The sequence below is a fragment of the Streptomyces cinnamoneus genome, from assembly GCF_002939475.1.
GTDB classification, from domain to species: Bacteria; Actinomycetota; Actinomycetes; order Streptomycetales; family Streptomycetaceae; genus Streptomyces; species Streptomyces cinnamoneus_A.
The window spans coordinates 565,332-582,439 of the sequence record NZ_PKFQ01000001.1; the positions used below are offsets into that span (position 1 = coordinate 565,332).

Sequence of the window (17,108 nt, forward strand, 5' to 3'; positions counted from 1 at the left end):
CGGCTTCCCGGGCTGGATACACTCCCGGAGTTGCTCGGCGAGGGAGGCCGTACTGACGGGGTGCGGCTCTTTCTTGTTGGCCGCGCTTCGTACAGGTCCGTCGGGGTCCGGGTAACGGCCGCTGACAGTCTGAACACGAGGAGTGCCGTCATGGCCGAGGTAAAGCTGACCGCCGAAAAGCGCACCGACTTCGGCAAGGGCGCCGCCCGTCGCACCCGGCGCGAGAACAAGGTCCCGGCCGTCATCTACGGTCACGGCGCCGACCCGAAGCACGTGTCGCTTGAGGGCCACTCCCTGATGATGGCCCTGAAGACACCGAACGTACTGATCAGCCTGGACATCTCGGGAAAGCGCGAGCTGGTCATTCCCAAGGCGGTGCAGCGCGACCCGCTCAAGGGATTCCTGATCCATGTGGATTTCCTGGCGGTGAAGCGCGGGGAGAAGGTCACCGTCGAAATCCCCATTCACACCGAGGGTGAACTTGCCGCGGGCGGGAACCTCCTGGAACACGTTCTCAACGCCCTGCCGGTCGAGGCGGAGGCCACCCACATTCCGGAGTCGGTCACCGTCTCCATCGAGGGCCTGGAGGCCGGTCACACCATTCACGCCCAGGACATCGAGCTGCCGCGCGGCAGCTCCCTGGCGATCGACGGGGAGTCGGCCGTGCTCCAGGTGGTGGCGGCGCAGACCGAGCCGCCCGCCGAGGAGGAGGCGGAGGCCGAGGAGGGTGCCGGGGCGGAGGCGGCGGCCGAAGAAGCGGCGGCTCCGGCCGAGGAGGGCACCGAGGGCTGAGCGCCGCCGGCCCCGGCCGCTCCCCGCCGGGGGGTGTGGCCGGGGCCGGTCCGTGTCCGGTGCGCGCCGTCAGCCCAGGCGCCGGGCCGCCGTGACGCGGTGGAGGTGGATGAGGACGTCGTAGGAGGAGCCGAGCGCGACCGGGTGGAGCGGCTCCGGGTAGGCCGTGCCGATGTCACGGCTGGGGCGGGCGGTGGCCAGCCAGGACCGGGCACCGGCGGGGGCGGTGCGCAGGTCGAGCAGGTAGTCCTCGCGGGACACCCGGTCCAGGGTGTGTTCGTTGCCGCCGGGTTCGGCCGGGCCGACCGTGCAGACCTCGATCTTCGACTCGTCCGGGTCGGTCGTGGCGTTGAACGACCCCTGGCCGAAGGACTGGCGGACGGCGAGGTAGCCCTTCCCGAGCTTCTCCCGCAGGAACGCCCCCTGCATCCTCGGGTAGTGCCCGGGGTCCTCGCTCTCGTACGCCACATGGGCGTTGTGCGCGGACAGCAGGACCTTGGAGCCGGTCCGCTCGTGCCACCAGGCGACGTTGGCGGCCATCGACTCGTCGCGGTGCCGCATCGCGCGGGCGACGTCCTGGGCGTCCTCCAGGTCGTAGGCGTACTCGTCGGCGGTCTGCGCGACGACCCGGGCGTGCTGGACGGCCAGGTCGAACGCGGCGCGGTCAGGGCCCGGCTGCTGCCGGCTCAGCAGGTCCAGGGCCCGGTGGGCCCGCTCGGCCATGTCGCGCCGCTCGGCCAGCGGCCGCTGGAGGTAGGCGCGCATGGCATCGCCCACGCTCGTGCCGGGCGCGGGACGCTGGGCGCGGTAGAGCTCGGTGAAGCGCGGCAGGAGTGCGCGGTGGTGCGCCGCGACGTAGCGGGTGATCTCGTCGAAGACCTGGGGGCCGGTGTAGCCGATGTCGTCGCCCACGAACTGGACCTTGCGGTCGTGGCGCGTGTTGTAGGCGCGCATCCACTCGATGAGGTCGAGGTACTCGCGGGTGTTCCAGAAGGTGTAGTCGCGCTGGAACTCCTCCTTCATGATCTGGCGCGCGTCGCCCTTGCCGTGGAGGACGTAGTCGTTGAGCCGCAGCCCGGTGCTCCAGGGGGCCTCCAGGGCGAAGGCGGTGAAGCCCTTCTCCTCGACGAGGTAGCGGAAGACCCGGTGCTTGTCGGTGAAGAACTCGTGCGAACTGTGGGTGGCCTCGCCCATGCCGACGACCGACGCGTCGCCGACCATGCGGCCCAGTGGCCTCAGGTCCCCGAGGTCGCCCAGGGGTTCGGTGGTACGCAGCGGGCTGGCGGCGCGGGCGAGGGCCTCGGCCGGGTCGTCCGCGCGGGGCCCCGCCTGGGCGGGCCCGGCGGCGGCGGTGAACGTCCCGAGGGACAGCAGCAGTGTGAGGAACAGCGCCGAGCGCCGGCGCCGGGGTCCTGTGGGTGACATGACCCGATGGTCGCGCGCCGGGCGGCCGGGGCACCATCCGGCGTCCCGCAGGGGCGGTGGTGGGGTCAGCCCCACCCGGGCCGGCGCGCCCCGGTGCGTCCGGGTGCCCGGCCCGCCCTCAGTCCGTATCGTCGCGTTCGCGAGGATCCGACGAGCCGCACGCGGCGCACAGCGAGGGGTAGGCGGCGCACGATGGCACTGCACCCGGGCAAGGACAACCGCACCGGCAGGCGCGGCTGGGCGCTCAACCCGTTCTACGGGGAGGCCGACCCGCTGGGTGCGGCGATGACCAGCGAGCCGCCGCGGTGGCGGCTGCCCTCGGGGCCGATGCCGTCGGACGCCGCCTACCAGTTCGTCCACGACGAGCTGATGCTGGACGGCAACGCCCGGCAGAACCTGGCGACCTTCGTCACCACGTGGATGGAGCCGCAGGCCGGGGTGCTGATGTCCGAGTGCCGCGACAAGAACATGATCGACAAGGACGAGTACCCGCGCACGGCCGAGCTGGAGCGGCGGTGCGTGGCGATGCTCGCCGACCTGTGGCGGGCTCCCGACCCCGCCTCGGCGGTGGGCTGTTCGACCACCGGGTCGAGCGAGGCCTGCATGCTCGCCGGCCTGGCCTTCAAGCGCCGCTGGGCGCTCGCCAACGCCGGCCGCTACCCGTCGGCCGACGCCCGGCCGAATCTGGTGATGGGCGCCAACGTCCAGGTGTGCTGGGAGAAGTTCTGCAACTTCTGGGAGGTGGAGGCGCGTCAGGTGCCGCTGGAGGGTGACCGGTTCCACCTCGACCCCGAGGCCGCCGCGCGGCTGTGCGACGAGAACACGATCGGCGTCGTGGCCGTCCTCGGCTCGACCTTCGACGGGTCGTACGAGCCCGTCGCCGAGCTCTGCGCCGCCCTGGACGCGCTCCAGGAGCGGACGGGCCTGGACGTCCCCGTCCACGTCGACGGCGCGTCGGGGGCGATGGTCGCCCCGTTCCTCGACGAGGACCTGGCGTGGGACTTCCGGCTGCCGCGCGTGGCGTCGGTCAACGCCTCGGGGCACAAGTACGGGCTGGTGTACCCGGGGGTGGGCTGGGCGCTGTGGCGCGACCAGCGGGCGCTTCCCGAGGAGCTGGTCTTCCGGGTCAACTACCTGGGCGGCGACATGCCGACCTTCGCCCTGAACTTCTCCCGTCCGGGCGCTCAGGTGGCGGCGCAGTACTACACCTTCCTGCGGCTGGGCCGCGAGGGCTACCGCGCGGTGCAGCAGAACGCCCGGGACGTGGCGTGCACGCTGTCCTCCCGGATCGCGGATTTCGGCGACTTCCGCCTGCTCACGCGGGGCGACCAGCTGCCGGTCTTCGCCTTCACGACGGCCGGAGGCGTCGACGCGTACGACGTCTTCGACGTCTCGCGGCGGCTGCGGGAGCGCGGGTGGCTCGTCCCGGCGTACACCATGCCACCGCACCGTGAGGACCTTGCCGTGCTGCGGATCGTCTGCCGCAACGGCTTCTCGCTGGACCTCGCCGAGCTGTTCCTGTCCGACCTGGAGGCGCTGCTGCCGGAACTGCGACGCCAGCCGGGACCGCTGGGACGGCCGGAGACGGTGGCCACGGCGTTCCACCACTAGGGGGTGTGCCCTGCGGCCTTGCCGCGCGGCGTGCGACGGCGCACCGTGGAAGCGACGAGCGGAGGTGAGGGCGATGGACGTGCCTCCGGTGACGTGGGGGTGGGTGGTCGAGCGGACCGCGCCCGCCGCGGAGCGGCCCCTGCGCCGCGTGGAGCGCCCGATCGGGCCCCTCGGGCCGCACGACCTGCTGCTCGCGGTGCGGGCTTGCGGGGTGTGCCGCACGGACCTGCACCTGGCCGAGGGGGACCTGGCGCCGCGCGTGCCCCGCTGCACGCCGGGCCACGAGATCGTCGGCCGGGTGCTGGCGGTGGGGCCCGAGGTCCGCGGTTTCGCGCCCGGCGGCCGGGCCGGCGCCGCCTGGCTGGCGGGCACCTGCGGCGGCTGCCGGTACTGCCGGGCGGGCCGGGAGAACCTGTGCCCGCGCTCGCGCTACACGGGCTGGGACGTGCACGGCGGCTACGCGGCCCACGCGGTGGCCGACGCGCGCTTCGCCTACGCGCTGCCCGAGGGCCCCGCCGACGAGGAGCTGGCGCCGCTGTTGTGCGCGGGCATCATCGGCTACCGCGCGCTGGAGCGGGCGGCCCTGCCGCCCGGTGGACGGCTCGGCGTGTACGGGTTCGGCGCCTCGGCACACCTGACGGCGCAGCTGGCGATCGCCCGGGGTGCCGTCGTCCACGTGCTGACCCGGGGCGAGGCGGCCCGGCGGCTGGCTTTGGACCTGGGGGCGGCGTCGGCGGGCGACGCCCGGGACGCTCCCCCGGAGCCGCTCGACTCGGCGATCCTCTTCGCGCCCGTGGGCGACCTGGTGCCGGTGGCCCTGGAGGCGCTCGACCGCGGGGGCACCCTCGCGGTTGCCGGCATCCACCTGACCGACATCCCGGCGCTGACCTACCGGCGCCATCTGTTCCAGGAGCGCACCCTGCGCAGTGTCACCGCCAACACCCGGGCCGACGGCCGGGCCTACCTCGCCGAGGCGGCCCGGCACCGGCCCGTCGTCCATGTGCGGCCCTATCCGATGAGCCGGGCCGGCGACGCGCTGGCGGACCTGGCGACCGGTCGCGTCACCGGGGCCGCCGTCCTGGTGGCGGACGACGGCCCGCCACCGATGTGACGTTCCATCAGGTGCCGGGCTTGCTGCCGTAGACGTACACGTCGTCGCCGTTCTTCAGCAGCGACCAGTACTTCTTGGCGTCGGCCCGCCGCATGTTCACGCAGCCGTGCGAGCCGGGGGCCGACCAGACGCTGCCGTCGATGGCGTGGAAGGCCTGCCCGCCGTCGAAGAACTGGCTGTACGGCATGCGGACCTTGTAGAGCGTCGACCAGTGGTCGACGCTCCGCCAGTAGACCCGCTTGAGCCCGGTGCGCGTCTCGTAGCCGTCACGCCCGGACCGTATCGGCACGGGGCCGAACTTCAGCCTGGACCCGTCCTGTATCCAGCTCAGCTGGCGGGTCAGGTCGACGCAGGCGACGCGCCCCTTGTCGACGGGGCACTTGCCGGCGGCGTTGGGACGGTCGCCGGCACTCCGCTGCTTGCCGACGAGGTCCATCACGGACCAGGTCACCGGTCCGGCGTAGCCGATCGCCGGGCTGATGCCGTGGTCGAGCTGGAAGGCCCGGATGGCCCGGCAGTCGGCGGCCGACTGCCGGCCGTCCACCGTTCTGCCCAGGAACCGTTCCGCGTTCTTCTGGAAGGGGCCGGTTCCGGCGGTGCACGAGGAGGGGGCCGCCTGCGCGGTTCCCCCCAGCGCCACCGTCAGGGGGACGGTCAGGCACGCCGCCCCGAGAAGCACGCCGAGCCGGCGTGCCGTCTTGCTCGGTGAACTTGTCATGAACGATATGACAGCGCCCGGCTTCCTTTGGTTGCGTTCCCACCCTCCTCGCACGGGCTTTCCAGCCACCCACGACGCCCCTTGACCTCAAGTCAACTTGAGGTCATACGTTCTTCACCGAGGCACACCGCACACCAGGGGGACCGCCGCCATGACTCTCGCATCCGCTGCCGAAGCGGACCGTTCGACACCCGTCCGGGGCCTTCGGCCCGTTTCCGGCAAGGCGCCGTCCCCGGCGAAGGCGGACTCCCGGCGCTGGTGGGGCCTGGCCGTCCTCGGCCTCTCCCAGCTGATCGTCCTGCTGGACAGCACGGTCGTGAACATCGCCCTGCCCTCCGCGCAGGCCGACCTGGGCATGGACGACGGCGCCCGGCAGTGGGTCGTCACCTCCTACGCCCTCGCGTTCGGCGGCCTCCTGCTGCTGGGCGGCCGGATCGCGGACCTGGTGGGCCGCAAGCGGGCCTTCCTCATCGGCGTGGCCGGCTTCGGCGCGGCCTCCGCGCTCGCGGGGGCCGCGCCCTCGCCGGGCGTGCTGTTCGCCGGGCGGGCCCTGCAGGGGGCGTTCGGGGCACTGCTCGCGCCGTCCGCCATGTCCCTGCTGACGACCACGTTCACCGACCCCAGGGAGCGCGGCAAGGCGTTCGGGATCTTCGGGGCCATCGCCGGGGCCGGGGCCGCAGCCGGACTGATCCTGGGCGGGGTGCTCACCCAGTACCTCGACTGGCGCTGGTGCATGTACGTGGCCGTGCCCGTCGAGGTCGTCGTCCTCGTCGGTGCGGTCCTCCTCCTGGACGACCCCGCCGGGCGCGCCGGGGGCCGGCTGGACCTCATGGGGGCCGCCTTGGGCTCGGGCGGTCTGGTCGCGATCGTCTACGGCTGCGCCGAGGCCGAGTCGCGCGGGTGGGGCGGCACGGTGGTGCCGTCGCTGCTGGCCGGCGGCGCGCTGCTCCTGGCCCTGTTCGTCCTGTGGCAGGCCCGCTCCCCGCACCCGCTGCTGCCGCTGCGCGTGGTGCGTGACCGGCGGCGGGCGGGCGCCTTCCTGCTCGCGGGCCTCTCACCGGTGGCCACGTTCGGGATGTTCCTGTTCATGACCTACTACTTCCAGGTCGTCCAGGGGTACTCCGCCGTGCGAACGGGGCTTGCGTTCCTGCCCCTGACGGCTTCCGTCGTCGTGGGTTCCACGCAGATAGCCGCCCGGCTGGTGCCCTTCGTGGCTCCCCGCCTGGTCGTGGTGCCGGGCCTGCTGCTGGGCGCCTCGGGGATGCTCGTGCTCAGCCACGTCGAGGCCGGCTCGTCGTACGCCGCCCACGTGCTGCCGGGGCTGGTGCTCACCGGCCTGGGCATGGGCGCCACGATGATGACGGTCATGGCCACCGCCACGGCGGGCGCGCCGCCCCGCGACGCCGGGGTCACCTCGGCGATGGTCAGCACGGCCCAGCAGACGGGCGCGGCCATCGGCACGTCGGTCCTCAACACCCTGGCGGCCGGCGAGACGGCCGCCTACCTCGCCGGCCACCCGGGCGCCCGTGCCGAGGCCACCGTGCACGGCTTCACCACCTCCCTGGGCTGGGTCGCGGTCCTGCTGGTCCTCGCCGCCGCCCTCGCCGCCGCCCTGCTGACCCGGCCCCGCGAGCGCGCCGCCGGGTGACGACGCCGACGGCCGTTCACCACGCCGGCCACCAGGTCAGCAGGGACAGCAGGCCGACGCCCGCCACCGTCCAGGCCACGTAGTCGCCGACGTGACCGGAGTGCAGCCGCCGCAGCGGCGCGCTCCACCCGCCGGCCGGGACCCACCGGCGCACGGCGGCCAGCGCGAGCGCGCACGCCAGCGCCGCGGAGAGCAGGCCGAGGCCCACGCCGGACACCGTCCACCAGGCGTGGGCCTCGGCCGTCGGTCCTCCGGCCGGGCCGCCGAGCACCGTGGCGGCATAGGCGGCGTGATCGGTCAGGCCCCGCGCGGCGGCGGCCGCGCCCCGGGCGAGAGCCGGCACCGTGCCCACGGCGAGCGCGCCGGCCAGCAGCAGGGCGGGCACCGCGACCATCGGCGGGGGCGGCAGCCGGAGCCGGCGGCCGGTCTCGGGCTCCTCGTCGTCGCCCGTGGTCTCCGGCTCCGCGGAGCCCGCCTCCTCACCTCCGCCGTCCCCCGCGCCGAGGAAGACCCGCGCCGCGACCCGCAGCACCGCCCCGCCGGTCACGGCCGACACCAGCACGAACAGCGCCGGCAGCCACGGGGACTGCTCCTCGACGAGCGCCTTGCCCAGGCCCGTGCCGAAGGGCGGAAGGCCCGCCAGCGCCAGCCCCCCGGCGGCGAACAGCAGCCCGACGCCCCGTATGTCCCGCCCCCGCCCGTGCAGTTCCCACTCGTCGACGCTGCCGCACCGGTCCAGCAGGATCCCGGCGCAGCCGAAGAGGGCGGCCTTGGCGCCCGCGTGCCCCAGCACGTACACGCAGGTGCCCGCGGTGCCCTCCGGGGTCAGCAGGGCGACGCCCGTCAGGAAGAGCCCGGTGTGGGCCACCGTGGAGAAGGCGAGCAGCCGCTTCACGTGCCGCTGCTGCCAGCACATCACCGCCCCCACCAGCGCGGTCGTCACGCCCAGGACGAGCAGCGCCCCCCGGACCGTCGCCGCCGGGACCCCGCCGGGACCGGCGAACACGGCCGTGTGGACGCGCGCGACTCCGTAGACGCCCGTCTCCACCATGACGCCCGACAACAGCAGGCACACCGGTGTGGGCGCCACGGCGTGGGCGTCGGGCAGCCAGAAGTGGAAGGGCACGGCCGCCGCCTTGACCAGGAGCCCGGTGAGGGTCAGGACGAACGCGGCGACCACCAGGGCGTCCGGCCCGGGGGACGCGTCCAGGGCCCGCCCGGTCTGGGCCATGCCCAGCTCCCCCGTGCGGGCGTAGAGCAGGGCGATGCCCGTCAGCATGGCGTAGCCGCCGAGGGAGTTGACGAACGCGAAGTTCACGGCACCCTGCACGGCCCGCGCGTCCTCCACGCGGTAGCCGGTCAGCGCGTAGCCGACGACGCCCATCAGCTCGAAGTAGACGAAGGCGTCGAAGAGGTCGCCGTTGAGCGCGAAGGCGCACAGGCCCGCCTGGAAGAGCAGGATCAGGGCCGGGTAGGCGCCCGCGTGGCCGCGCGGCGGCTCGTCGAAGTAGTGCCAGGAGTAGACCTGCACGGCGAGGACGAGCAGCGAGGCGAGGACGACGAGGCCCAGGCCCGCCCGGTCGCCCACGAGCACGATGCCGACGCCCTGTCCGCCCACCGGCCGCCAGTCGCCGGCCCAGACCACGGCGGTGCCCCGGGTGAGGGCGACCAGCGCGAGCGCGGCGGAGACCGCCGCGCACAGCAGGCCCGCCGTCTCCGCGACCGGCCGCGGCACCCTGCGCCCGGCCCCGACCAGGACGGCGGCGCCGAGCAGCGGCACGGCCACGATCAGCGGAATCAGCCGGTCCATCCGGTCAGCCCTTCAGCTCGGACAGCTCGTCGGGGTCGACGGTCCCGTGGCGCTTCTCGACCTGGACCACGAGGGACAGCAGCAGCGCGGTCACGGTCGCGCCGACGACGACGTCGGTGAGGGCGAGGGCCTGGACGACCGGGTCGACGACGCGGGTGCCGACGGGAATGTCGGAGAACACCGGTGCGGTGCCGCCGCGGCGGTAGCCGACGGCCAGCAGCAGGACGTAGGTAGCGGACTGGGTCACGGACAGGCAGCCGACGGCGTGCACGAGGTTGCGGCTGGTGGCCATGCCGTAGACGCCGACGAGGAACACCCACGCGGCGGTCAGGTAGGGCAGGACGTTCACCCTCCGGCCTCCTCGTCCTCGGTGATCTCGATGGCCTGGGTGAGGAAGTGGGCCAGCAGGACGACGACGCCGGCGGCGACCTCCACTCCGACGGCGGCGTTGAGCAGGGGCACGGTGCCGCCGGACGCCATGGTGTTGAAGGTGCCGTGCGGCAGGGTGTTAGCCAGGTAGGCCGAGCCGGCGAGCAGGCCCGCCCCGCCGAGCAGGACGTAGGCGGCCTCCCCGGCGCCGTCGGCCAGTTCGTAGAGGCCCACGGGGCGCAGGCGTTCCAGCGCGCGGTAGTCGACGCCGATGTAGAGCAGGTGCAGGGCGGTGGCGACGACGACTCCGCCCTGGAAGCCGCCGCCCGGGCTGAGCTGGCCGTGGGCGATGACGTAGAGACCGATGAGCAGGGCGCCGGGCAGCAGCAGGGTGCCGTAGCGGCGCAGGGCGGAGGGCACGGGCGCGGGCTGCGGCGGCACCCGGTGCTCGTCGCGGGCGCGGCGCAGGAGGACGACCGTGGCGAGGACGGAGGCGAAGAGGATGGACTCCTCGCCGAGGGTGTCGAAGGCGCGCTGGTCGAAGTTGACGGAGGAGACCGTGTTCGCGGTGTGCTGCCGCAGGGCGGCCGCCACGGCCCGGTCGCCGTAGGGATGGCTCTCGCCGCCGAAGCGCGGCAGCCTCAGGCAGGCGGCCACCAGCAGCGCGGCCACGACCGCCAGACCCGCGGCCAGCGTCCACAGACGGGCCCGGCGCCTCACTCGCGGCGCTTCCGGCGCCGGACCTTCCGTACCGTCAGCAGGATCATCAGCGGGGTCACCGCCGAGCCGACGCCCAGCTGGGACAGTGCGACGTCGGGGGCCTGGAGGACGGTGAACAGCAGGGCGAGGCACAGGCCCAGCAGGGACAGGACGACGGCTTGGCGCGCCGGCTCACGGTTGAGGACGGCGGCCGTGGCGGCGGTCGCGACGAGCAGCAGGGCGAGGGCGAGGAGCAGGTCGTCGAGGGCCTCACGCACGGCGCACGGCCTTGGTCGTCACGACGCCCCCCGCCACCAGCAGCACGCCGACGAGCAGGAGCTTGAGCATGGCCCGGCCGGGGCCGGTGGCCACGCACAGGGGCACGACGGTGGCGGGGGCCAGGGCCGCCACGGCCGGGGTCAGCAGCCGCGCGCCGGGCGGGTCCTTCTCCATCTCCTCGCCCAGCAGGCGGGCGAAGATCAGGGTGCCGGCCGGGCCGAGGACGGAGACGACCAGGGCGAGGTCGGTGTACGAGGGCCGTCCGTAGCCCTGCGCCAGCAGCAAGAAGACCAGGCAGAGCAGCAGGGTGGCCATGTTCTGGGCGACCACCCGGCGGCCGGGGGTGCCCCGGACGGCGGCCCAGAGGCTGGGCCCGAGCCCGCCGGCGATCAGCGCGGCGGCGGCCGCCAGCCACCAGTTCACCGGGCGGCCGCCCGTCGTGCGCCGCGGGCGGCCAGGGCCGCCAGGAGCGCGGCGCCGGCCCCGATCTGGAGGTCCAGCGGTTCGAGCGTGCTGATGAGCACGGCCCAGCAGGCGGTGAGCCCGGCCCACCAGCCAAGGACCTCCGCGGCAGCGGCCGCACCGCGCAGCACCGTCGTCCACCTCCGCACCCGTGTCCGTTCGGTCCACTGAACGCCTGGAACATCCCGAGTATCGGCCATGGCCGACGGGGATGCGGCGAGGTGCGCGCTCGCGTGTCCCGGACGCCGTGGCGGCGGCCGGCGGGAGGTTTCGACTCCGCGGCATGGGGTTACCCGTCCGGTCTGAGCACCCCGGCGGACCGTGCCGGCCGGCGACGGCCCGGGTGTGCCGATCCCGCCCGCGGCACGAGCGACAGTGTGGAAGGAACGGCATGACTGACCAGGTTTCGGACTACATCCTCGCGCGGCTGCGCGAATGGGGTGTCGAGCGGGTCTTCGGCTATCCGGGTGACGGGATCAACGGGCTGCTGGCGGCCTGGGCGCGGGCCGGTGACCAGCCGCGCTTCATCCAGGCGCGGCACGAGGAGATGGCGGCGTTCGAAGCCGTGGGGTACGCGAAGTTCAGCGGCCGGCTGGGGGTGTGCGCCGCCACCTCGGGGCCCGGCGCGATCCACCTGCTCAACGGCCTGTACGACGCCAAGCTCGACCACGTGCCGGTGCTGGCGATCGTCGGCCAGACCGCCCGGTCGGCGATGGGCGGCTCGTACCAGCAGGAGGTCGACCTGCACAGCCTGTTCAAGGACGTGGCCTCCGACTTCGTCGAGACGGTGACCGTGCCGGAGCAGTTGCCGAACGTGCTCGACCGGGCGGTGCGCACCGCGTACGCGCGGCGCGCGCCCACCGCCGTCATCGTCCACGCCGACGTGCAGGAGCTGGACTACACCCCGCCGACGCACGCGTTCAAGATGGTTCCCTCCAGCCTGGACCGCAGCGGCTGGCAGGCGGTGCCGTCCGACGACGCCCTGAGCCGGGCGGCGGAGATCCTCAACGCCGGCGAGAAGGTGGCGATCCTCGCCGGCCAGGGTGCGGCCGGGGCGCGGCACGAGGTCGAGCAGGTGGCCGAGATCCTCGGCGCGGGGGTGGCGAAGGCCCTGCTGGGCATGGATGTGCTCAGCGACGAGCTGCCCTACGTCACCGGTTCGATCGGCCTGCTGGGCACACGGCCCTCGTACGAGATGATGCGGGACTGCGACACGCTGCTGACGATCGGGTCCAACTTCCCCTACTCGCAGTTCCTGCCGGACTTCGGCAAGGCCCGGGCGGTGCAGATCGAGATCGACCCCCACCGGGCGGGGCTGCGCTACCCCTACGAGGTCAACCTGATCGGTGACGCGCGCGCCACGCTGCTGCGGCTCGTCCCGCTGCTGGAGCGCAAGGACAAGCGCGGCTGGCAGAGCCGGATCATCGCCGGGGTCGAGCAGTGGGAGGAGATGCTCCAGCGCAGGGCCGAGGTGAGCGCCGATCCGGTGAACCCGGAACTCGTGGCGCGGGCACTGTCGCCGCTGCTCCCGGACGACACGATCCTCACGTCCGACTCCGGCTCCGTCGCCAACTGGTACGCCCGCCACATCAGGATGCGCGGGACGATGCGCGGCTCGCTGTCGGGGACCCTCGCGACGATGGGCGCCGGGGTGCCGTACGCGATCGGGGCGAAGTTCGCCCATCCGAACCGGCCGGTGGTGGCGCTGGTCGGGGACGGGGCCATGCAGATGAACGGCATGGCGGAGCTGATCACGGTGGCCAAGTACCAGCACCAGTGGGAGGACCCGCGGCTGGTCGTCGGCGTGTGGAACAACCGGGACCTCAACCAGGTCACGTGGGAGATGCGCGCGATGAGCGGTTCCCCGCAGTTCCTGCCCTCGCAGGAGCTGCCCGACGTCTCCTACGCGGAGTTCGCCCGCTCGCTCGGGCTGACGGGCGTCCGGGTGGAGAAGCCGGACGACGTGGTGGACGCCTGGCGCGAGGCGCTCGCGGCGAAGGGTCCGGCGGTGGTGGAGTTCGTGACGGACCCGGCGGTGCCGCCGATCCCGCCGCACGCGGACTGGGACCAGATCGAGGCCACGGCCGCGGCGATCGTCAAGGGCGACACGGACCGGAAGGCCATGATCCGGCAGGGGTTCAAGGCGAAGATCCAGGAGTTCCTGCCGGGCGGTCACAAGAAGCCCGGTGCCGGCCCGTCGGAGGGGCAGGGATCGTGAGTCCCGGGAGGCACGCCCGCGGCCGGGCCGGCGCCCGGCGGGCCGCGTACGACGTGCGGCACGGGCGGCTGCAGCGCTCGATGTCCCTGCTGACGGCGGCCGGTTCGGCGGTGACGGCCGCGGAGATCTTCCTGGAGCACGACCGGGCGGGCTTCGGCAACCGGGTCATGTGGTGGCCGGTGGCCCTGGGGCCGGTCGGCGTGGTCGCGGGTCTGGCGGGTTTCGCCGACGCGCGGGCGGCGCGCACGGCGCTGCCGCTGGCGTCGGCGGCGATCGTCGCGAACGGCCTCCAGGGCACGTATCTGCACGTGCGCGGCATCGCGCAGAAGCCGGGTGGCTGGCGCATGGCGCGCTACAACATCGAGCTGGGCCCGCCGCTTTTCGCGCCTTTGCTGATGAGCATGGTGGGCGGCATGGGCCTGCTGGCCAGCGCCTTGCGGCGGGAGCGGTGAGGCGGTCGATGCGATGACGGGCACACGACTCGGCGACGACGCCGGGGCGGTGGGCCGGGCGGGGACCTGGGACACCGTGACGGCGGGTGTGGTGCTGGCCCGGCTCGGGCCGCGGCGGGAGCCGCCGCTGCGCTTCTTCACGCCCGCGGAGGAGGCGGCGGCCGAGGCGCTGATGGACCATCTGCTGGCCCGCTCCCCGAAGGATCCGCCCATTCCCGTGCTGCCGGTCATCGACGCCCGGCTGGCCACCGGCGAGAGCGACGGCTGGCGCTACGCGGACCTCCCGGAGGACGCCGAGGCGTGGCGGCGTTCGCTGGCCGGTCTGGACGAGGACGCGCGGACGCGGCACGGCGGAAGGGAGTTCGCCCGGATCGGTTACGGCGACCGCGACCGGCTGCTGCGGTACGTCGTGCAGCTGAGCGGCCGGGACTGGTACGGGATGCCGGCGTCGCACGTGTGGTCGCTGTGGACGCGCTACGCCTGCGAGGCGTATTACGCACACCCCTACGCCTGGGACGAGATCGGCTTCGGGGGCCCCGCCTACCCGCGGGGCTACATGAGGCTGGGCCGGGGGCTGCGGGAGCCGTGGGAGGACCCCCGGTGAGCACAGCGAGCGACGCGCGCGCGGCCACCGGCGCGCAGACGACGGCGAAAGCCGCACCGGCGCCGCGCGGGCGGAGAAGCGAACAAGAAAACGCAGCGAGCGACGCGCGCGCGGCCACCGGCGCGTGGTGGCGGACTCTGAGGGAGTCCGCGCGTCCGCAGGGTGACGTGCGGCGGCGTAACGCCTCCGCCTGGCTGCCGCACGTCACCACGCTGCGGGAGACCATGCGCCGCTACGACGACGGTGACGAGGTCGACATGGCCGTGGTGGGCTGCGGAGCCGGCGGGGCGACCTTCGCCCAGCGGCTCGCCCACGCGGGCTGGCGGGTGGTGTGCCTGGAGGCCGGCCCGTTCTGGGATCCGGAGAAGGACTGGGTCAGTGACGAGTGGGGCTCGCACCACCTGTACTGGAACGAGCCCCGGGTCGTCGGCGGCTCCCACCCCGTGCCGCTCGGCTCGAACAACTCCGGCCGGGGCGTGGGCGGTTCGATGGTGCACTTCGCGGGCTTCGCGCCGCGTCTGCACCCCTCCGATTTCCGTACGCGTTCGCTCGACGGCGTCGGCGCCGACTGGCCACTGGAGTACGGCGAGCTGAAGCCGTTCTACGAGCGGCTGGAGCGCGAGCTGCCGGTGGCCGGGCAGTTCTGGCCGTGGGGCGACCCGCATCCGCATCCCCATCCGCCGCATCCGGTCAGCGGCAACGGCGAGGTGATGCTGGCGGGCTGCGCGGCGCTCGGCATCGAGGCGCGGGTGGGGCCGGTCGCCATCGCCAACGGCCGCTTCGGTGACCGCCCCCACTGCATCTACCGCGGCTTCTGCCTCCAGGGGTGCAAGGTGAACGCCAAGGCCTCGCCGTTGATCACCCATGTGCCCGACGCGATCGTGCACGGCGCGGAGATCCGTCCCGACTCGATGGTCACCCGCGTGGAGACCGACCGCGAGGGCCGTCGTGTGACCGGCGTGCGGTACGTGCGGGGTGGGCGGGAGCGCTTCCAGCGGGCCGCGGCCGTCGCCGTCGCCGGCTACTCCATCGAGACGCCCCGGCTGCTGCTGAACTCCGCGAACGCCCGTTTCCCGGAGGGCTTGTGCAACGACCACGACCTGGTGGGCCGGTACGTCATGGTGCAGGGCGCGCCCCAGACCGCCGGCCGCTTCGCCGAGGAGATCCGGATGTACAAGGGCCCGCCGCCGGAGGTGAGCAGTGAGGACTTCTACGAGACGGACCCGGCGAAGCCCTACCGGCGGGGCTTCTCCGTGCAGACCGTCTCCCCGCTGCCCATCATGTGGGCCGAGCACGTGGCGGCCCAGGGCCACTGGGGCGCGGACCTGCGCCGGCGGATGGCCGACTACACGCACTGGGCGACGCTCGGTGCGCTGTGCGAGTTCCTGCCCCAGGCGGACAACCGCGTCACCCTGGCGGACGAGACCGACCGGCACGGGCTGCCCGTCGCCCGTTTCGACCACAGCCACTGTCCCAACGACGGCCTGCTGCTGGAGGCGGCACGCGAGGTGATGGAGCGGATCCTCAAGGCCGCGGGGGCGACGGAGCTGATGACGGTGGAGCGCTACGCGCACCTGGTGGGCGGCTGCCGGATGGGCCGCACGCCCCAGGAGGGCGTGGTGGACGGTGATCTGCGGTCGTTCGCGATCCCCAACCTCTTCGTCACGGACGGCAGTGTGCTGCCCACGCAGGGCAGCGCCAATCCGGCGCTGACGATCATGGCCCTCGCCGACCGGGCCGCCACCCGGCTGATCGCGAGGGGCGGGGCATGAGCACGGATCCCGCGGTCGAGGCCGTCGAGGCGTCGGCCTACACCTTCCCCACCGAGGTTCCCGAGGCCGACGGCACGCTGGCCTGGGACAGCACGACCGTCGTGGTGGTGGAGGCGCGGTGCGGCGGCGAGACGGGGCTGGGCTGGACGTACGCGCCCGCCGCGGCGGCGTCGGCGGTCTCCGGGCTGCTCGCCGGCGCGGTGGTGGGCCGCTGCGCGCTGGACGTCGCCGGTGCCAACGAGGCGATGGGCCGGGCCGTGCGCAACGCCGGCCGCCAGGGGCTGGTGGCGTGCGCGCTGTCGGCGGTGGACGTCGCGCTGTGGGACCTCAAGGCCCGGCTGCTCGGGGTGCCGCTGGTCCGGCTGATCGGGGCGGTGACGGAAGAGGTGCCCGTCTACGGCTCCGGCGGCTTCACGACGTACCACGACACCCATCTGGCGGCGCAGTTGAACAGCTGGGTGCACGGGCACGGGATCGAGCGCGTCAAGATCAAGATCGGTGAGTCCTGGGGCCGGGCCGTGCCGCGCGACCTCGACCGCGTGCGCCACGCCCGGCAGACCATCGGCCCCGGTGCCTCGCTGTACGTCGACGCCAACGGCGCGTACACCCGCAAGCAGGCGGTGCGCGTCGGGCAGGCGCTGGCCGATCTGGGCGTGGGCTGGTTCGAGGAGCCCGTCTCGTCCGACGACCTGGCGGGCCTGCGCGTGGTCCGCGACCTGTGCGCCTGCGACGTGGCGGCCGGCGAGTACGGCTACGACCTGCCCTACTTCGCCCGGATGGCCCCCGTGGTCGACTGTCTCCAGGCCGACGCCACGCGCTGCGGCGGGCTGACCGCCTGGCTGCGGGCGGCGGCCGTCGCCGAGGCCCACGGCCTGGAGGTCTCGGGGCACTGCGCCCCGCACGTGCACGCCCACGCGGCGGCGTGCGTGCCGAACCTGCGGCACCTCGAATGGTTCCACGACCACGTGCGCATCGAGTCCGCGTTCTTCACCGGCGCCCTCGACCCGTCCGGCGGGTCGGTACGGCCCGGGGCCGGCGGGGAGCCGGGCCACGGGATGCGCTTCCGGCGCGAGGAGGCCGCCGCCCACCGCGTGCTGTGAACCACCGCGCCGACAACCCATGTGTCCACGCAGGCAAG

General features: G+C 73.9%; 17 protein-coding genes. 9 read left to right on the forward strand and 8 right to left on the reverse strand.

Annotation, left to right across the window (positions count from 1 at the left end; all coding sequences use genetic code 11):
• The first annotated feature begins 150 nt into the window (after positions 1-150).
• The gene (locus CYQ11_RS02675) at positions 151-792 is read left to right on the forward strand and encodes a 50S ribosomal protein L25/general stress protein Ctc (RefSeq protein WP_099198896.1); all 642 of its coding nucleotides are present in this window, start codon (positions 151-153) and stop codon (positions 790-792) included.
• Positions 793-861: 69 nt separating this feature from the next.
• Here the strand turns inward: CYQ11_RS02675 and CYQ11_RS02680 are convergent, their stop codons facing one another.
• Complete coding sequence (locus CYQ11_RS02680; RefSeq protein WP_099198897.1) at positions 862-2,217, reverse strand: erythromycin esterase family protein; 1,356 nt, start codon at positions 2,215-2,217, stop codon at positions 862-864.
• A gap of 192 nt (positions 2,218-2,409) precedes the next feature.
• Between CYQ11_RS02680 and gad the strand changes: the two genes are divergently transcribed.
• Entirely contained in the window at positions 2,410-3,828 is a 1,419-nt protein-coding gene (gene gad, locus CYQ11_RS02685) for a glutamate decarboxylase (RefSeq protein ID WP_099198898.1), read from the forward strand.
• 73 nt (positions 3,829-3,901) lie between these two features.
• Positions 3,902-4,939, forward strand: a complete 1,038-nt coding sequence (locus tag CYQ11_RS02690) for a zinc-dependent alcohol dehydrogenase family protein (RefSeq protein WP_099198899.1) — start codon at positions 3,902-3,904, stop codon at positions 4,937-4,939.
• 7 nt (positions 4,940-4,946) lie between these two features.
• Here CYQ11_RS02690 and CYQ11_RS02695 read toward each other — a convergent pair whose 3' ends face one another.
• Positions 4,947-5,657, reverse strand: coding sequence for a L,D-transpeptidase family protein (locus CYQ11_RS02695; protein ID WP_099198900.1), 711 nt, complete (start codon positions 5,655-5,657; stop codon positions 4,947-4,949).
• A 151-nt stretch (positions 5,658-5,808) separates the two neighbouring features.
• Between CYQ11_RS02695 and CYQ11_RS02700 the strand changes: the two genes are divergently transcribed.
• Positions 5,809-7,305, forward strand: a complete 1,497-nt coding sequence (locus CYQ11_RS02700; protein ID WP_099198901.1) for an MFS transporter — start codon at positions 5,809-5,811, stop codon at positions 7,303-7,305.
• 16 nt (positions 7,306-7,321) lie between these two features.
• Here CYQ11_RS02700 and CYQ11_RS02705 read toward each other — a convergent pair whose 3' ends face one another.
• From CYQ11_RS02705 to CYQ11_RS02730, 6 genes are read right to left on the reverse strand one after another with little or no spacing between them, the layout of a single operon-like run.
• Positions 7,322-9,115, reverse strand: a complete 1,794-nt coding sequence (locus CYQ11_RS02705; protein WP_099198902.1) for a complex I subunit 5 family protein — start codon at positions 9,113-9,115, stop codon at positions 7,322-7,324.
• A gap of 4 nt (positions 9,116-9,119) precedes the next feature.
• Positions 9,120-9,464 (reverse strand): sodium:proton antiporter, encoded by a 345-nt coding sequence (locus tag CYQ11_RS02710; RefSeq protein WP_099198903.1) that lies wholly within the window; start codon positions 9,462-9,464, stop codon positions 9,120-9,122.
• Positions 9,461-10,204, reverse strand: coding sequence for an MnhB domain-containing protein (locus CYQ11_RS02715; RefSeq protein WP_099198904.1), 744 nt, complete (start codon positions 10,202-10,204; stop codon positions 9,461-9,463). Before CYQ11_RS02715 ends, CYQ11_RS02710 begins: the two co-directional genes overlap by 4 nt.
• On the reverse strand, positions 10,201-10,461 hold the full coding sequence (locus CYQ11_RS02720; RefSeq protein WP_099198905.1) for a DUF4040 domain-containing protein: 261 nt from the start codon (positions 10,459-10,461) through the stop codon (positions 10,201-10,203). Before CYQ11_RS02720 ends, CYQ11_RS02715 begins: the two co-directional genes overlap by 4 nt.
• Positions 10,454-10,885 carry an MrpF/PhaF family protein gene (locus tag CYQ11_RS02725; protein WP_099198906.1) on the reverse strand — a complete coding sequence of 144 codons (432 nt, stop codon included), beginning with the start codon at positions 10,883-10,885 and terminating at the stop codon, positions 10,454-10,456. The genes CYQ11_RS02720 and CYQ11_RS02725 overlap by 8 nt, the downstream gene beginning before the upstream one ends.
• Complete coding sequence (locus CYQ11_RS02730) at positions 10,882-11,055, reverse strand: hypothetical protein (protein WP_240003358.1); 174 nt, start codon at positions 11,053-11,055, stop codon at positions 10,882-10,884. Before CYQ11_RS02730 ends, CYQ11_RS02725 begins: the two co-directional genes overlap by 4 nt.
• A 260-nt stretch (positions 11,056-11,315) precedes the next feature.
• Here CYQ11_RS02730 and CYQ11_RS02735 point away from each other — a divergent pair, with 260 nt between their 5' ends.
• The 5 genes from CYQ11_RS02735 (at position 11,316) to CYQ11_RS02755 (ending at position 17,070) form a co-directional block, all read left to right on the forward strand.
• A complete protein-coding gene (locus tag CYQ11_RS02735; RefSeq protein ID WP_099198908.1) occupies positions 11,316-13,142 on the forward strand; it encodes a thiamine pyrophosphate-requiring protein in 1,827 nt (608 codons plus the stop codon).
• Entirely contained in the window at positions 13,139-13,594 is a 456-nt protein-coding gene (locus CYQ11_RS02740) for a hypothetical protein (protein WP_099198909.1), read from the forward strand. Before CYQ11_RS02735 ends, CYQ11_RS02740 begins: the two co-directional genes overlap by 4 nt.
• Positions 13,595-13,607: 13 nt before the next feature.
• On the forward strand, positions 13,608-14,198 hold the full coding sequence (locus tag CYQ11_RS02745; protein WP_099198910.1) for a gluconate 2-dehydrogenase subunit 3 family protein: 591 nt from the start codon (positions 13,608-13,610) through the stop codon (positions 14,196-14,198).
• A gap of 167 nt (positions 14,199-14,365) precedes the next feature.
• Complete coding sequence (locus CYQ11_RS02750) at positions 14,366-15,970, forward strand: GMC family oxidoreductase (RefSeq protein WP_205041795.1); 1,605 nt, start codon at positions 14,366-14,368, stop codon at positions 15,968-15,970.
• Positions 15,967-17,070, forward strand: coding sequence for an enolase C-terminal domain-like protein (locus CYQ11_RS02755; protein WP_099198911.1), 1,104 nt, complete (start codon positions 15,967-15,969; stop codon positions 17,068-17,070). The genes CYQ11_RS02750 and CYQ11_RS02755 overlap by 4 nt, the downstream gene beginning before the upstream one ends.
• Positions 17,071-17,108: the final 38 nt, after the last annotated feature.

What these genes read in the sequence shown, in the direction of transcription:
- CYQ11_RS02675 (WP_099198896.1), top strand. Translation starts at nt 151, where the DNA reads ATGGCCGAGGTAAAGCTGACCGCCGAAAAGCGCACCGACTTCGGCAAG.
- CYQ11_RS02680 (WP_099198897.1), bottom strand. Translation starts at nt 2,217, where the DNA reads ATGTCACCCACAGGACCCCGGCGCCGGCGCTCGGCGCTGTTCCTCACA.
- gad (WP_099198898.1), top strand. Translation starts at nt 2,410, where the DNA reads ATGGCACTGCACCCGGGCAAGGACAACCGCACCGGCAGGCGCGGCTGG.
- CYQ11_RS02690 (WP_099198899.1), top strand. Translation starts at nt 3,902, where the DNA reads ATGGACGTGCCTCCGGTGACGTGGGGGTGGGTGGTCGAGCGGACCGCG.
- CYQ11_RS02695 (WP_099198900.1), bottom strand. Translation starts at nt 5,657, where the DNA reads ATGACAAGTTCACCGAGCAAGACGGCACGCCGGCTCGGCGTGCTTCTC.
- CYQ11_RS02700 (WP_099198901.1), top strand. Translation starts at nt 5,809, where the DNA reads ATGACTCTCGCATCCGCTGCCGAAGCGGACCGTTCGACACCCGTCCGG.
- CYQ11_RS02705 (WP_099198902.1), bottom strand. Translation starts at nt 9,115, where the DNA reads ATGGACCGGCTGATTCCGCTGATCGTGGCCGTGCCGCTGCTCGGCGCC.
- CYQ11_RS02735 (WP_099198908.1), top strand. Translation starts at nt 11,316, where the DNA reads ATGACTGACCAGGTTTCGGACTACATCCTCGCGCGGCTGCGCGAATGG.
- CYQ11_RS02745 (WP_099198910.1), top strand. Translation starts at nt 13,608, where the DNA reads ATGACGGGCACACGACTCGGCGACGACGCCGGGGCGGTGGGCCGGGCG.
- CYQ11_RS02755 (WP_099198911.1), top strand. Translation starts at nt 15,967, where the DNA reads ATGAGCACGGATCCCGCGGTCGAGGCCGTCGAGGCGTCGGCCTACACC.